The sequence below is a fragment of the Luteococcus sp. H91 genome (assembly GCF_038433135.1).
GTDB lineage: Bacteria > Actinomycetota > Actinomycetes > Propionibacteriales > Propionibacteriaceae > Luteococcus.
Map to the genome: position 1 here is coordinate 1 of NZ_JBCDMV010000031.1, position 15,241 is coordinate 15,241.

At 67.3% G+C, this 15,241-nt stretch carries 12 protein-coding genes; 5 read left to right on the forward strand and 7 right to left on the reverse strand.

The annotated features are described in order from the left end of the window. Positions 1 to 275: 275 nt before the first annotated feature. Positions 276 to 1,451 (forward strand): acetylornithine deacetylase, encoded by a 1,176-nt coding sequence (gene argE / locus AAEX57_RS14395; RefSeq protein ID WP_342093043.1) that lies wholly within the window; start codon positions 276 to 278, stop codon positions 1,449 to 1,451. A 91-nt stretch (positions 1,452 to 1,542) separates the two neighbouring features. Continuing rightward, on the forward strand, positions 1,543 to 3,054 hold the full coding sequence (locus tag AAEX57_RS14400) for an APC family permease (RefSeq protein ID WP_342093044.1): 1,512 nt from the start codon (positions 1,543 to 1,545) through the stop codon (positions 3,052 to 3,054). A gap of 330 nt (positions 3,055 to 3,384) precedes the next feature. Here the strand turns inward: AAEX57_RS14400 and AAEX57_RS14405 are convergent, their stop codons facing one another. Continuing rightward, on the reverse strand, positions 3,385 to 3,735 hold the full coding sequence (locus tag AAEX57_RS14405) for a NifB/NifX family molybdenum-iron cluster-binding protein (RefSeq protein WP_342093045.1): 351 nt from the start codon (positions 3,733 to 3,735) through the stop codon (positions 3,385 to 3,387). Between the two features lie 115 nt (positions 3,736 to 3,850). Further along, a complete protein-coding gene (putP, locus tag AAEX57_RS14410) occupies positions 3,851 to 5,368 on the reverse strand; it encodes a sodium/proline symporter PutP (RefSeq protein WP_342093046.1) in 1,518 nt (505 codons plus the stop codon). A gap of 254 nt (positions 5,369 to 5,622) precedes the next feature. Here putP and lipB point away from each other — a divergent pair, with 254 nt between their 5' ends. Next, the gene (gene lipB / locus AAEX57_RS14415) at positions 5,623 to 6,450 is read left to right on the forward strand and encodes a lipoyl(octanoyl) transferase LipB (protein WP_342093047.1); all 828 of its coding nucleotides are present in this window, start codon (positions 5,623 to 5,625) and stop codon (positions 6,448 to 6,450) included. Further along, positions 6,447 to 7,370, forward strand: a complete 924-nt coding sequence (gene lipA / locus AAEX57_RS14420) for a lipoyl synthase (protein ID WP_342093048.1) — start codon at positions 6,447 to 6,449, stop codon at positions 7,368 to 7,370. The genes lipB and lipA overlap by 4 nt, the downstream gene beginning before the upstream one ends. Before the next feature lie 105 nt (positions 7,371 to 7,475). Here the strand turns inward: lipA and AAEX57_RS14425 are convergent, their stop codons facing one another. Then, a complete protein-coding gene (locus tag AAEX57_RS14425; protein ID WP_342093049.1) occupies positions 7,476 to 8,795 on the reverse strand; it encodes an MFS transporter in 1,320 nt (439 codons plus the stop codon). Between the two features lie 213 nt (positions 8,796 to 9,008). On the opposite strand from AAEX57_RS14425, the gene AAEX57_RS14430 reads away from it, so the two are divergent. Continuing rightward, on the forward strand, positions 9,009 to 10,109 hold the full coding sequence (locus AAEX57_RS14430; protein ID WP_342093050.1) for an NADH:flavin oxidoreductase/NADH oxidase: 1,101 nt from the start codon (positions 9,009 to 9,011) through the stop codon (positions 10,107 to 10,109). Between the two features lie 66 nt (positions 10,110 to 10,175). On the opposite strand, the gene AAEX57_RS14435 is transcribed toward AAEX57_RS14430, so the two are convergent. The 4 genes from AAEX57_RS14435 to AAEX57_RS14445 form a co-directional block, all read right to left on the reverse strand. Next, on the reverse strand, positions 10,176 to 10,577 hold the full coding sequence (locus AAEX57_RS14435) for a hypothetical protein (protein ID WP_342093051.1): 402 nt from the start codon (positions 10,575 to 10,577) through the stop codon (positions 10,176 to 10,178). A gap of 247 nt (positions 10,578 to 10,824) precedes the next feature. Then, on the reverse strand, positions 10,825 to 11,379 hold the full coding sequence (locus AAEX57_RS16275; RefSeq protein WP_446721176.1) for a sigma factor-like helix-turn-helix DNA-binding protein: 555 nt from the start codon (positions 11,377 to 11,379) through the stop codon (positions 10,825 to 10,827). Between the two features lie 239 nt (positions 11,380 to 11,618). Continuing rightward, the gene (locus AAEX57_RS14440) at positions 11,619 to 14,141 is read right to left on the reverse strand and encodes an ABC transporter permease (protein WP_342093052.1); all 2,523 of its coding nucleotides are present in this window, start codon (positions 14,139 to 14,141) and stop codon (positions 11,619 to 11,621) included. Continuing rightward, positions 14,141 to 14,935: an ABC transporter ATP-binding protein gene (locus AAEX57_RS14445; protein ID WP_342093053.1), complete on the reverse strand. Its 795-nt coding sequence runs from the start codon at positions 14,933 to 14,935 to the stop codon at positions 14,141 to 14,143. Before AAEX57_RS14445 ends, AAEX57_RS14440 begins: the two co-directional genes overlap by 1 nt. Positions 14,936 to 15,241: the final 306 nt, after the last annotated feature.

Below are 15,241 nucleotides of genomic sequence, written 5' to 3' on the forward strand. Positions count from 1 at the left end.
GGCAGTGGAACCGACGCCTACCCGCAGCGCATGCGGGACCTTGTCACACCCCCATGCCAGAATCATGACTACGAGACCGGCAACGACGCTGGACCGTTGACCAACCAGCCCTCATGAAAGATCGAGGATAGCTTCCGAAAAGCGACCTCCAGAATCGGACTGCGGGAGGGCCCCCGCGGGGGAATTCCCACAGGGTCGAAATCCGGCGGTCGATTCTCGGAATGGGACAGCCGATCCACTCTTGCGCGCTTGGCTGGATCGGCTAGAAAGGAGCCATGACCCCCGCCAGTACCCCCGAAAGCCTGGACTGGATCACCCGACTGTGCCGGATCGACTCCACCAGCCGCGACTCCAACAAGCCAGTGATCGGCCTGGTGGCCGAGGAATGCCGTCGGCTGGGGATCGAGCCCCATCTGTTCGACTCGCCCGACGGGTTGAAGCAGGGCCTGGTGGCCACCGTCCCCGCGGCCGACGGCGGCACCACCGGCGGGGTGCTGATCAGTGGGCACACCGACGTAGTCCCCGTCGATGGGCAGAGTTGGGCCAGCGAACCCTTCGAGCCCGAGATCCGCGACGGCCGGCTCTACGGCCGTGGCACAGCCGACATGAAGGGCTATCTGGGTGTGGTGATGCACCTGCTGCCCGAGATCGTGGCCGCCAAGCTGGCCGAACCCATCCACCTTGCCTTCAGCTATGACGAGGAGCCGGGGTGCCTGGGCGCGGCGGACATGGTGGCGGCCATCGAGCGGCTGGGGATCCGGCCACGGTGCTGTTTCGTTGGGGAACCGACCAGCATGCGGGTGATCCGCGCGCACAAATCCAGCTTTGCGCTCCGCGCGCTCTTCACCGGGGTGAACGCCCACTCGTCGCTGAAGCCGCTGGGGGTCAACGCCATCGAGTACGCCGGGGAACTGCTGGCCCACTGGAAGCGGGTGACCGGCGACTGGCAGGCCAATGGCCCCTTCGACCAGGCCTATCCGGTCACCTGGAGCACCGGCGGAGTGAACGAGTTTCACGCCGGCACCGCCTGGAACATCGTTCCCTCCCAGGCGGAACTGGTGCTGGAGTTTCGCTCGATCGCCGCGGTGGATGACGACGCCGTGGTGGCGGGCCTGCAGGATCTGGTGGCCGAGATCGACGCCCGGATGAAGCAGCAGAACCCGGCCGCCAGCGCCAGAATCGAGCTGGTCTCCGGCGTCGCGGGATTGGACACGGCACCGGACGAGGAGGTGGTGGCCCTGGCCGCGCGTCTGGGTGGCATCCCCTGCGACGACAAGGTGACCTATGGCACCGAGGCCGGCTTCTTCCAGCGGGCGGGGATTCCCACCGTCGTGTGTGGGCCCGGTGACATCGCCCAGGCCCACGCGGCTGACGAGTTCATCGATATGAGCCAGATCGAGGCCTGCCAGGAGTACTTCCAGGCGCTGTTGGCCGAGTTTTCCACCAGCTGAGGCAGCTGGTCTGGCCGGGTGGCGAGAGAATTTATCGCCCAATCAGGGCAAGGCACTGGACAAGTGGGGCCGGTTCACCCAAAGTTTCAGCATGACTACTGCCACCGAACCTCAGGAAACCGGCCGTGGGGGCGAACCCTCACTGGTCCGGGTGATCGGTCCGGGACTGTTGCTGCTTTTCATCATGGGCGACATTCTGGGCACGGGCGTCTATGCCCTGACCGGCAAGGTTGCCGCCCAGGTGGGTGGCATCGTCTGGCTGCCCTTCCTGGCCGCCTTCCTCGTCGCGCTGCTGACCGCCTTCAGCTACCTGGAGCTGGTCACCAAGTACCCCCAGGCCGCCGGCGCTGCCCTCTACACCCAGCGTGCCTTCAAGAGTCACTTCTTCACCTTCATCATCGCCTTCACCGTGATGTGTTCCGGCTTGACCTCCTCGGCGTCGGCGTCGAAGGCCTTCGCCGGCAACCTGGCCGCCATGTTCAACTGGAAGCTGGCCGAGAACGGCTCCGGGATGAAGATCATCGCCGGCGGCTTCCTGCTGCTGCTGATGCTGATCACCCTGCGCGGCGTCTCCGAGTCGGTGAAGGTCAACGTGGTGCTGACCTGCATCGAGCTCTCCGGTCTGCTGATCGTACTGGTGGTGGGCTTCTGGGCGATGAGCCAGGGCTCCGCCGACTTCAGCCGGTTGACCGAGGTGCACGTCGCGGAGGGCAAGACGCCCTTCGGTGCGATCACGGCCGCCACCGCCTTGGCCTTCTTCGCGATGGTGGGCTTCGAGGATTCGGTCAACATGGCCGAGGAGACCAAGGATCCGGTCAAGATCTTCCCCAAGATGCTGCTACTCGGCCTGGGTCTGACCGGTGTGGTCTACGTGTTGGTGGCCATCACCGCCGTCTCGCTGGTCAATCCCACCAAGCTGGGTGAGGGTTCCACCCCCTTGCTGCAGGTGGTCCAGGTGGGCGCTCCCAACTTCCCGACGGGCGTCTTCGCCGGCATCACCATGTTCGCCGTCTCCAACACCGCGCTGCTGAACATGCTGATGGCGTCGCGACTGCTGTACGGACTGGCGCACGAGGGTGTGCTGCCGCGCTCGCTGGGCAAGGTCAGCGCCAAGACCCGCACCCCGTGGGTGGCCATCCTGTTCACCACCGTGATCGCGCTGGGGCTGGTCTGGTTCAGCAACCTGACCGCGCTTGGCGGCACGACGGCTCTGCTGCTGCTGGTGGTCTTCACCGTGGTCAACGTCGCGGTGCTGGTGCTGCGCAAGGATCGCAAGGACGTCAAGCACTTCAAGACGCCCACCATCATGGCGATCCTCGGTGCCCTGACCGCGGCCTTCCTGGCCAGCCCGCTCTCGGGCCGCGCGTCGGGCGACTACAAGGTGGCCGGCTGGCTGCTGCTTGTGGGCATGGTGCTGGGCCTGGTGACCTTCGCGATCAACAAGTTCGTCTACCACCAGGAGACCAAGATCCGCGACATCGAGCACCTGGGTGACGTGGAATGGGAGGTGGAGCACCCCGTGGCAGAGGTGCCGCCGCTGATCGAGGTGCTGCGCAAGCACGACGACCACCCGGGTGGAGAGGCCCCGAAGAAGAAGCGCTGACCCGCCGACCCCACGACGGCCACCCACGGATCTCGTGGGTGGCCGTCCCTGTTCCAAGCAGCCGGATCAACCAGGTCCCCGAGCGTGGGTCTCAACGGGGGTCCCAGAGCGTGGCTCTCAACCACGGTCCCCGAGCCTGTCGAGGGGTGGTGGCGCGACGTGCACTGGGCCCGGCTGACCAGCGCCCTCGGCGACTGGCCCAGCAGGTTTGCGCCACAAACCACATCCTGATCGGGGTCCGGTGCACATCTGGCACTGGCCCGGAATGAGGATGCAGTTTGTGGCGCAAACCGGGCCGTCCCCTGATCGGGAAGCTCGGGCGCAGTGGCCTCAGTTGGTGGCGGCAGCGACGGCCGCGAGCACCGAGGCCTGGGCGTCGCCGGGGCTGGCGGGTAGCAGTGGGATGCCCATGGTGTTCATCACCCGTCGCATCCCGTCGCCCATGTGGTCCACGACGACGGCCTGGACACCCTGGTCCTTCAGGAAACGGACGATCCGGGCGTGGTGCGAGCCGTGGGTGCCGGCATCGTGTGACTCGTCCCAGGCAACCTCGTGGATCTGCCAGGCCCTGACCTCGGGGCCCTCGGCGCCGGGGGCAAACTCGGCGACGCCGACCCAGTGGGCCTTGCCCCAGCTGGTGGCGGACTGTCCGTCTGCGGTGGTGGGTGTTGCGACGATCATGCTTCCTCCAAGTGTTTGGCCCATTGTCTCCCCCCGGGATGCCGCCCCCCTTTACGGATGGGGCGCTCCAGAACGGGGTGTTTGACCCTGCCACGTGACAGGAACCACCTACATGTCAGTCGTGGGCGTGGGCGACGGTGTGCACGGTTCGGCTGAACTCGTCCTGCACGTCGTCGTGGTGCTTGTATGTCGCAAGGCTGACCAGCCAGGCCACCAGCAGTGCGGCCAGGAAGCCGGGCAGGATCTCGTAGTAGTCGAAGATGTGACCCGGGCCGCCGGAGGCATTGCCGAACCAGCCAACGATCACGGCGCCGGTGACCATGGAGGCCAGGGCGCCCATCGCGGAGAGCTTGCGCCAGAACAGGCTGAGCAGCACCACCGGCCCGAAGGAGGCACCGAAACCGGCCCAGGCGAAGGCCACCAGGGCCAGGATCGTGTCGTTCTGGGTCCAGGCCATCGCGCCGGCCACCAGCGCCACCACCAGCACCGCCAACCGGCCCAGGAAAACGTGGTGGTTGTCCGGCCGGTCGTGCTTGTTCAGTGCCTTGTAGATGTCCTCCACCAGCGCCGACGAGGTGACCAGCAGCTGGCTGGAGACCGTCGACATGATGGCCGCCAGCACCGCCGCCAGCATGAAACCGGCGATCAGCGGGTGGAAGAGGATCTGGCCCATCTTGATGTAGACGGTCTCCGGATCCTCCAGCTTGAGCCCCTGCTTCTGGTGCCAGGCAGCGCCCACCAGGGCGGTGGCGATGGCGCCGACCACCGCAAACAGCATCCAGCCGATCCCGATCCGGCGCCCGGCACGGGCCTCCGCCGAGGAACGCAGCGCCATGAAGCGCACGATGATGTGCGGCTGACCGAAGTAGCCCAGACCCCACGCCAGGGCCGAGATGATCCCGATGACCGCCACCTGGGTCAGTGGGTGCGGCAGCAGGGCCATCCGGTTGATTCCGGCGGCAGCATCCGACGCATTCACCTGGTGAGCCAGTTCACCGAAGCCGCCCAGCTTGACCAGGCCCACCACTGGCACCGCGATCAGCGCGGCGAACATCATGGCGCCCTGCACAAAGTCGGTGTAGCTGACCGCCAGGAAGCCGCCGAACAGGGTGTAGGCAATGGTCACCGCGGCGACGACCATCATCCCCATCCGGTAGTCCATCCCGAAGCTGGACTGCATGAAGACACCGCCGGCCACCATGCCGGAGCTGACGTAGAAGGTGAAGAAGACCAGGATGATCAGGCCGGACGCGATCCGCAGCAGCCGGGAACGGTCCCGCAGCCGGTTCTCCAGGAAGCTGGGCACCGTGATGGAGTCATTGGCTTCCTGGGTGTAGGCGCGCAGCCGGGGCGCGACGAATTTCCAGTTCAGCCAGGCGCCGACGGTCAGGCCGACGGCGATCCAGGCCTCCACCAGTCCGGTGGCGTAGATGGCGCCCGGCAGGCCCATCAACAGCCAGCCGGACATGTCGGCGGCACCGGCGGAGAGCGCCGCGACGGCCGGGTGCAGATCTCGCCCGCCGAGCATGTAGTCGTTCAGGCTGCTGGTCCGCCGGTAGGAGTACCAACCGATGAACAGCATCGCGGCCATGTAGACCACCATGGCGATGGTCTGGAAGGTCGTGTCAGTCACGAGGAGGCCTTTCGAGCGGTGCGACGTCGCACACGGGTGAATTGCCGCACAGTATTGCGCAGGGGAGTGCTCCAGCGGGGTTGAACCACGGGGCGAAACGAGTGTCCCGGCGGGATCGCGGTGCTGGTCATCTGTCCCGTTCCGAAAATCGACCGCCAGAACCGGACCCGGGTGGGAGGCTCCCGCTCAGGGGCGTCCCGGGGCGCCAATCTGGAGGTCAATTCTCGGAATCGGCCGGGGGTAGGCTCACCCGAGTGAGTGTCGACTTCGAGTACTTGGGCCTGAAGGATGATCCGGCCCGCCGCATGGAATACCACCAGGCGTGGGATCGGCAGCGGGAGGTGCATGCGGCCGTCGCTGCTGGCGAGGTGCGCGGTCGGGTGCTCTTCGTGGAGCACGACGCCGTCTACACCGCCGGCCGGCAGACCAACCCGGAGGAACGACCCTTCGATGGCACCCCGGTGGTCGACGTCGATCGCGGCGGCAAGATCACCTGGCACGGCCCGGGCCAACTGGTGGGTTACCCGATCGTGCAGCTGCCGGATCGGGTGGGCGTGGTCGACCATGTCCGACGCCTGGAGCAGGCCGTGATCGATCTGCTGGCGCAGTACGGCATCCGAGCCGGGCGGGTCCCGGGCCGCACGGGCGTCTGGTTGCCGGCCGACGACCCGGATTTCGTCCCCCCGATCGAGACCGGCCCGCACCACGCCAAGAGTGTGGGCCGCACCGGGTACTTCACCCCCGGCCTCCAGCTGGCCAGCATCGACGGCCAGCCGGGCGCGGTGGGGCATCGGGGGGCCGAAGCTGCCGACCGGAGCCCCCGGATCCTGCGCCCCGAGCGCAAGATCTGCGCGATCGGCATCCGGGTGACCAAGCGCACCACCATGCACGGCTTCGCCCTGAACATCACCAACAGCACCGCCGGCTTCGACAACATCGTCCCGTGTGGCATTCCCGATGCCGGCGTCACCAGCATGGCCGACGAGATGTCCGGCCCGCCGCCTACGCTGCTGGAAGTGGCTCAACGACTGGAACCGTTGCTGACAACCCATCTTTCCCGGGAAGGTAACCTGACCAAGTGACTATTGCTCCTGAAGGCCGCAAGCTCCTCCGCGTCGAGGTCAAGAACTCGCAGACCCCGATCGAACGCAAACCCGAGTGGATCAAGACCACCGCGAAGATGGGGCCGGAGTACCGCGAGCTGCAGAGCCTGGTCAAGGGCGAGGACCTGCACACCGTCTGCCAGGAGGCCGGCTGTCCCAACATCTTCGAGTGCTGGGAAGACCGCGAGGCCACCTTCCTGATCGGCGGGGACCAGTGCACCCGTCGCTGTGACTTCTGCCAGATCGAATCCGCCAAGCCGGAGGGTTATGACACGGCCGAGCCGGTGCGCGTCGCGGAGAGCGTCAAGAAGATGGGCCTGAAGTACGCCACCGTCACCGGTGTCTGCCGCGACGACCTCGAGGACGAGGGCGCCTGGCTGTACGCGGAGACCATCCGCCAGATCCACCAGATGAACCCCGGCGTCGGCGTCGAGATGCTGGCGCCGGACTTCAGCGGCAAGAAGGAATTCCTGGACCAGCTCTTCGACGCCAAGCCGGAGGTCTTCGGCCACAATGTGGAGACCGTGCCGCGGATCTTCAAGCGGATCCGCCCCGGCTTCCGCTACGAGCGTTCGCTGGAGGTGCTCACCATGGCGCGCGAGGCCGGGCTGGTCACCAAGAGCAACCTGATCCTGGGCATGGGTGAGACCCGGGAGGAGATCAGCCAGGCGATGCACGACCTGCACGACGCCGGCACCGAGCTGCTCACCATCACCCAGTACCTGCGCCCCAATGTCACGCTGCTGCCGATCGATCGCTGGGTCACCCCGCAGGAATTCGACGAGCTGGCGGAGGAGGCCACCGAGTTGGGCTTCAGCGGTGTGATGAGCGGCCCGATGGTGCGCTCCTCCTACCGCGCCGGTCGGCTCTACCGCCAGGCGATCGCCGCCCGCGGCTGACCCGCCTGCTGCTGAGGGATTGCCCCCTCGAAAGCTCGGGGATCGTGGCTGGGTAGGTGACCACGGTGACCGAGTTGGTCCAGGTCCCTGCCCGGGGTCCAGGGTTCAGTGCATGGCCAGTTCTGTGCCCTGGTTGAACTCGTCGCTGCCCATTGGGCGGCTCACCAGCCAGAAGGCCGCGGCCAGAACCAGGTAGCCCAACCCGATCAGCACCATCAGAGTGCGGGAGATGCCGCTGCCGGGGATCGCGGCGGCGGCGATCACCGCCGCCAGCACGATGGCGGCGTTGAAGATGCCGTCGTAGAGCACGAAGACCCGGCCCTTCACCTCGTCGTCGACGTGCGCCTGGACGACGGTGTCGATGCAGATCTTGATCGACTGGGCGAACCAACCGATGAGGAAGCTCGCCCCCACCAACGGCCAGCGGGAGAGCACCTGGCCCGGCCCGAGCTGGATGGCGGCGCTGGCCAGCAGCAGGGCGACGACGGTGGCCCGCATCCCCAACCGGTGCGCCACCGGCGGCACCAGCACCACGGACAGGGCGAAGCCGACGCCGCTGGCCCCCATCCACAGCCCGATGTCGGCCATCGCGCCGGAGACGTCGGTCGCGGGGTGCAGGTGGTTGCGGAAGAGCACCAGCACGCTGACCAGGGTAAGGCCGTAGAGCACCCGCTGGCCGGTGATGGTGGCCAACCCGAGCAGTGCGGGCCGGCGTTCCCGCAGGTGCAGCGCGGCATCGTGCAGGGCGGCCAGCGTCTGGCTGAACCGGGTGTGCGGTGCGGGCTCCTGCGGCCCCAGATCCTTGCGACCCAGTCGCGACGCGATCAGGGCGGAGCCGGCCCACATCGCGGCGGCGCAGCCGAAGATGGCCGCATCGGCCAGCGGGGCCGACCAGGGTGAGGCCAGCCGGAGCAGCGCGGCCAGTCCGCCGCCGACCAACAGACCGAGCGGGCCGATCATGGGCATCACGGCCGAGGCGGTGAGGAATTCGTCGTCGTCGATGGTGTGCTGCATGCCCGCGGCCAGCCCAGCCAGCACGAAGCGGTTCAGGGCCAGCGCCACCATCAGGCAGCCGAAGAGCACCGTCGAGACGCCCGGGGTGGTGGAGGCGGAGGCCACGATCCCCGCGATCACCAGGGCCAACGCACACCGGATGCTGTCCACGACGACGGTGACCGTCCGGCGCGACCAGTGATCCAGCAGGCCGCTGACGAAGGGCCCGATGATGCTGAAGGGCAGCAGGGTGATCGCGAACATGGCTGCGATCGCCCAGGCATTGGGTTGCTGCGCCGGGTTGAACAGGATGTGGCTGGCCATCCCGATCTGCAGGGTGCCGTCGGCGCACTGGGTGAGGGCCCGGATGCCGACCAGCTTGCGGAAGCGGGTGTGGCGCAGTAGCCGTCGCAGATTGCGCACGAAGGTCACGCCGGCTCCTGTCCCTGCGGTTGGCCCGGCCGAATGGGGGCCACCGCGATGCTACCCGCCCGCAGATTCCGAAAAACGACCGCCAGATCTCGGCCGGGCTCCACGCAGTGGGGTTTGCTGAGCGTCCGGCGCGTCCGGAGGTCGATTTCTGGAGGTCGATTCTCGGAAATGGTCGCTGACCAACTGGTTGGTTCGGGGTGCTTGAATGGCGCCATGGAGAGTGAAGACACGCCGCAGCTGTTCCGTCCGCTGGAGCTGGGAGGTCTGCGGATTCGCAACCGGGCCTGGGTTTCGCCGATGTGCCAGTACAGCGTGGAGTCCCGCGACGGGGTGGTCAATGACTGGCACCTGGTGCACTACGGGAGTTTCGCCGCAGGTGGCTTCGGTCTGGTGATGGCCGAGGCCACCGGAGTCAGCCCGGAGGCACGGATCAGCCCGTGGGATGCCGGGTTGTGGAATGACGACCAGGTGACCGCGTGGCGCCGGGTCACCGATTTCGTGCGGGCGCAGGGGGCCAGCTCGGGCGTCCAGTTGGCACACGCCGGGCGCAAGGCCTCCACCCATCGCTGGTGGCCCGGTGAGGCCGGGGGCAATGTTGCGCTGGATCAGGGCGGCTGGACCCCCGTCGGCCCGACCATGGCCAAGGGCGACGGCCCGGACTTCACCTCAGAGGTACAGGCGCTCGACGAGGCCGGGATCGCTCGGGTGATCGACGACTTCCGGGCCGCCGCCCAACGTGCCGAGCGGGCTGGCTTCGACGTGGTGGAGGTTCATGCGGCCCATGGCTACCTGCTGCACCAGTTCTACTCGCCGTTGTCCAATGACCGGCAGGACCAGTGGGGTGGCAGCTTCGAGAACCGCACCCGGCTGCTGCTGGCGGTGGTGGATGCGGTGCGCGAGGTCTGGACGGGGCCGTTGGTGGTGCGCATCTCGGCCACGGACTGGACCGACGGTGGTTGGGGCATCGAGGACTCGGTGCGGGTGGCGCAGCAGCTCAAGGAGCACGCCGTGAATCTGGTGGACGTCTCCACCGGGGGCCTGGTGAATGCCCCGATTCCGGTGGGTGCGGGTTATCAGGTCACCTTTGCCGAGCAGATCCGACGCCAGGCCGACATCGCGACGAGTGCGGTGGGGATGATCACCGAACCGGCCCAGGCCGAGCAGATCCTGGCCGAGGGCCGAGCAGACGCCGTCATGCTGGCCCGACAGGCCTTGCGGGACCCGAACTGGCCCTTGCGCGGGGCGCATGAGCTGGGGCTGCCGAACCAGGACGCACCGTGGCCGGCGGCCCGCTGGCGTGGAATGTGGCACTGACCCGACCTGGAACGAGCGCGATCATGGTGCTCGAGCCGGCCGAGGGCCGATCTTCGGACCGGACGATCAGGCGTTACCGGCGTCGAGGCGCCAGCCCAGGAATTCCTTCAGGTCGCCGGTCTCCCCGTCGCGGCCGCCGCGGCCCACGACCATTGGCGGCGGGCTGGCCTGCAGTTTCACCCCGGTGAAGCGGGCCATCGCCCCACCCGGCACCGTCAGCACGTAGTAGCCGCCGTCGGTGCCGATCGCGATCGAGTGGTTCTTGCGCAGGTACCAACCCTGCTTGTCGGTCTTCACGGTGGGGCCGGACATCAGCGTGGCCTTGAGCGGCTCCGGGGTGATGCCGCGTCGGGTGGCCTCAGAAATGAACTCGTCGATCAGCTTCTGGGCGGCCTGCGCCTCGACGCGGACGGACTGCTCATTCAGTTCGATCCGGCGACGGGCGTCTTCCTGGCGCTGACTGGGCATGACCCCACTCTAGACATGGGCTCGAAGCATGCCGTGTGGAAGGTGCGGAGGCGGGGCCTCGACGCGATGTGTATCGTTCAAAAAAAGGCACCTGGGGGCTGCTGGTCACCCCCAGCAACCCCCAGGGCGAATGTGGATCGACCCGGGGAGCCATCTTGGCTGCATTCCGAAGCGATGCTCAACTATCTCACGACTGACGTACCAGCGCTAATCCAAACTGGCCAATTGCTGAGAATTTCTTCGTGAACTATTTCACTTGTTCATCATCCATTGGCTGGAGTGGATGAGCTGGTGTCATCGTGAGACTGAACAGGTCAGCCCGTGAGACGGGTAGTTGCTGACGCGCCTGCTGGCAGCGGCGGCGCACCCGCTCGGGTGAGGTGTGCAAGGCACTGGCTAGCTCGTGGCTGGAGAGCCCGACCAGATAGCGCGCGGTGAGGAGTTTTCGCTGGTCAGGCCCGAGTAGCCCGCGGCATTCGGCGAGCCGGAGCAAGGTCTCGGGGGATTGGGTGCCCGGGGCCGGCAGGCGATCCAGTCGACGGGGGTCGAAGGCGCTCTCCGGGGTGGGTGTGGGCTGCATTCGGGAGGCGATGCTGGCTGCCATGCGGGTCAGGACGTCCCCCTTGGTGCGGGGCCAGTCGTGCAGCACCAGCCAGCAGGTGCCGAGTAGGTCAAGTGGGCTTGCCCGTTCAGAGTCGGACGTCATAGCTCTCGGGGTGCTGACACCAGTCATGAGTTCTTCGACTCGTCGGGCCAACTCCAGGCAGAGGAACCAGCAGGCTCGGGGGCAGCCCTCGTGCATGGCGTCGACGAGGATGCGGAGATCCTCCGCCCCCTCGGGCCGCAGGTGCGGAGTCTTTGGCGGTGGGCAAAGGCAGGGGAGGTCGGATTCCGGGGTCACGATCCCATCCCAGCAGCCGGGTGTTGTCCGTGGTGTTGTCCGGGCAGGGCGAGGTGTTGTCAGTGCACTCCGTGGGACACGCCAGCGGGGACCCGGGAAGAACCCGGGCCCCCGCTGGGACGCTCACCACCTGCCGCCGCTCACTCCTCCGCCAGGGCCTCCGTCGGGGTGGCGTTGGCGGCCTTGCGGCCGGGCAGGATCGAGGCCAGCGCGGCGGCCAGCACCGCGATCCCGATCAGGCCCAGGGTCATCGGCCAGTTCACCGCGAACTGGATGGCGGAACCCATGTCCGCCTGTCGCAGCACCGCCCGGATGCCCAACCAGCCGAAGAAGCCACCGGCCAGCACACCCACCAGCACACCGGCCAGGGCAAGCAGCAGCGCCTCCACCAGCAGCATCAGCCGCAGCGAGGTCTTCTGCATGCCCAGCGCTCGCAGCAGCGCCGATTCCCGGGTGCGCTCGATCACGCTCAGGCCCAGGGTGTTGCTCACGCCGATCAGCGCGATCACCACGGCTGCGCCCAGCAGGCCGGTGATCACCATCAACAGGATGTCGAGGATCTTGGTGATCATGCTGGACTGCGCGGCCGATCCACTGAGCATGATCGTCTGGTCCTGCGTCCCGATCCGTTCCAGTTGGGTCATGGTGGAGCCCAGATCATCCTTGTCCACCAGCTGTGCCCAGTAGAGCTGGGCCGTCGGCTTGGGGACCAGCTTGGTCAGCGTCGCCGCGGAAACCAGTGCCTGACCGTTTTCCACGGCGCGATTGGGGACGGCCGTCAAGGTCACCGGGGCGCCGGTCGGCTTCCCGTCGACCTCGGCCTGCAGGATGATCCTGGTGCCACGCTTGATGCCGCTGTTCACCAGGACTTCACCGTCGGCAATGGTGGCCGGAATCTGGTCGGTCACCGTGCGCACGTCGGCACTCGGGGTGGCGACGGTGCTGATGTAGCTGCTGCCCTGGCTGTTCACCGGGCCGCCCTGTAGCACGGCCGAGTTCTTGATGTTGGGCAGCTTGTTCAGGGCACTCTGGGTGGCGGCGGACAGTCCCCGGTTGGGTTCGTCCTTGCCGTCGCTGTAGCTGGACCTACTCACCTGGACGTCCACCGGATACTTCTGCTCGATCTCGGTCAGGGCGGTGCGTTGCGCGGTCGCCGTGCCCACCTGCAGGGTGACGATCAGCCCGCAGGCCAGCATCAGCGCCGTCGCGGTCGCCGAGGCCCGACGCGGATTGCGCACGGCATTGGCGGCAGCCAGGGCGGGCGTCGGGCCGGCCCAGGTGAAGAGCTTGCCCAGCGCCTTGAGCACGGTCGGAATGAACAGCGGAGCACCGAAGAGGACGCCGATGCTGATCAGGATCGCACCCAGCACGGCCAACACCACCGGGCCCTGCCAGCTGGGGGTGTTCTCGGTCACCTTCGCCACCACCGACAGCCAGGCCAGGGCGGCGCCGGCCAGCACGAACAGACCGCAGATGATGGCGCGGACGATGGAACCGCGGCGCTGTTCCTCGCTGGTGGCCACCGGCCGCAGCGCCTCCAGCGGGGCGACGCGGGTGGCGCGCAGCGCCGGCAGCACGGCCGCCAGCACGGTCAACAGGATGCCGATCAACACCTGCACGCCCAGATCAAGCCAGGGGAAGCTCAGACCGAAATAGCTGGCCTTGGTGATGGTGGCGCCGATCCAGGCCACCAGTGCGCCGAAGGCGATGCCCAGCAGCGAACCGAGCAGGCCCAGGATCACGGCCTCGGCCAGGAAACGTCGCCGCACCTGACCGCCGGTGGCGCCGACGGCCCGCAGCAGGCCGATCTGCCGGCGACGCTGGGTGAGCAGGATGGTGAAGGTGTTGGCAATGATGATCATGCCGACCAGTGCGGCGATGGCGCTGAAGACCCACAACAGGTACTTCATGACGTCGAAGCCGCCGGCGATGCTCTTGATCGCGCTGGACTGGTGGTTCTCCGCCGTGTCCACCTGCAGGTTCTTGCCGGCGTCGGGGTACATCTCCTCGTCGGGGCGGTCGGTCAGCGGCACCAGGGCGTCGTGCACCGCGGTCATGGTGGCCTGCGGATCGTCAGTCTTGATCAGCCAGGTGCCGCCGGGCATGCTGTTGGCCTCGTTGGCCAGCGATGGATCGCTGTAGGCCGTCTGGAAGAAGATGCTGGGTGCGTCATCGGTGATGCCGACGACGGTCAGCTTGGTGCCCTGGACCTCGACGGTCTGACCGACGGACACCGCCAGCTTGTCCGCCAGCTGGTCCGACAGGGCGATCTCGGTGGGCTTGGCAGGCCAGGCGCCGTCCTTGATGGTTGCCCAGCGGAATTCCTCCGACGGGGTGGGGTACAGCGCCGCGTAGACATTGGTCTTGTCGCTGCTCAGGGCGACCTGGCCGGCCTGGCTCTGTTCGGTCTTGACCACGCCGGGCACCTTCTTGATGGCGGCGTCGATCTGGGCTGCGGTGACCTTCTCCTTGGGGTTCTGGACGGTGGCCACCACGTCGGCCTTGGAGGTGGCCAGCGACATCATCTTGCCCAGCGCATCGGACTGGGTCTCGACGAAGATGCTCACCGCCGCCATGAAGCCGACGCTGATCATGATCGCAACCAGCGTCGCGACCACGCGCCCCGGGTGGAGGCGCACTTCCTTTGCTGCGTCGCGGAACATCAGGCCCCCACACGGGTCAGGGCGGCGTTGACGGTCTCCACCGAAGGGCGCTCGATGTCGTCGACGATCTGCCCGTCGAGCAGGATCAGCGCGCGATCGGCGTAGGCCGCGGCCTTGGCGTCGTGGGTGACCATGATGATGGTCTGGCCCAGCTCGTCGACGCAGCGCCGCAGGTAGTCGAGCAGCGCGGTGCCGGTCTTGGAATCCAGCGCGCCGGTGGGCTCGTCGGCGAAGATCACGTCGGGACGGGTGATCATGGCGCGGGCCACGGCGACGCGCTGCTGCTGGCCTCCGGAGAGTTCCGACGGGCGGTGGTTCAGTCGCTCGGTCAGGCCCAGCGAGTCGGTCAGCTGGGTGAAGAAGGCCTGATCGGGCTTCTTGCCGGCCAGTTCCAGCGGCAGCAGGATGTTCTGCTTGGCCGTCAGGGTGGGCAGCAGGTTGAAGCTCTGGAAGACAAAGCCCACTCGGTCGCGACGGACCAGGGTGAGCTGTTTGTCGCTCAGCGCGTTGAGTTCCTGGGCGCCCATGATCACCCGGCCGTCGGTGATCTTGTCCAGCCCGGCCAGACAGTGCATCAGGGTGGACTTGCCGGAGCCCGACGGGCCCATGATCGCGGTGAAGGAGCCGCGGGCGAAATTCACGTTGACCTGCTTCAGCGCGGTCACCTGGGTCTTGCCCGAGCCGTAGACCTTCACCAGGTCAATGGTCTGGGCCACGAGATCGGCGGTGGGGGCGGAGCCGCCCGGCCGGGGCTGCTGGGCTTGCGGGGTGGGCGGGACGGCGGGCTGCGCCATGACGAGGCCTTTCGGTTGGCGTACTGGGAAGGGGTCTTTCGACCCGACAGCACCACCCTAGGAAAAGGCCTAGTCAACCCACCTCCCTCTGGGGTAGTCAGGTTGCGCGGTCATCTCCGACCACGGGATGAGAGGCCGCTACCACGAGGGTTGAGATCGGGGCCTCGACAGGCTGCTTCAGCAAATCTCGCTCTGTTCCACCAACGGTCGCCCTGCGTCGGCAATAACCATGGCAGGGTCGCCGTTCAAGGAGCAGCGAGCCGGTTCGGGAGCAGGGTCACTGTTCGGGGGCAAGCCATCCTCGAC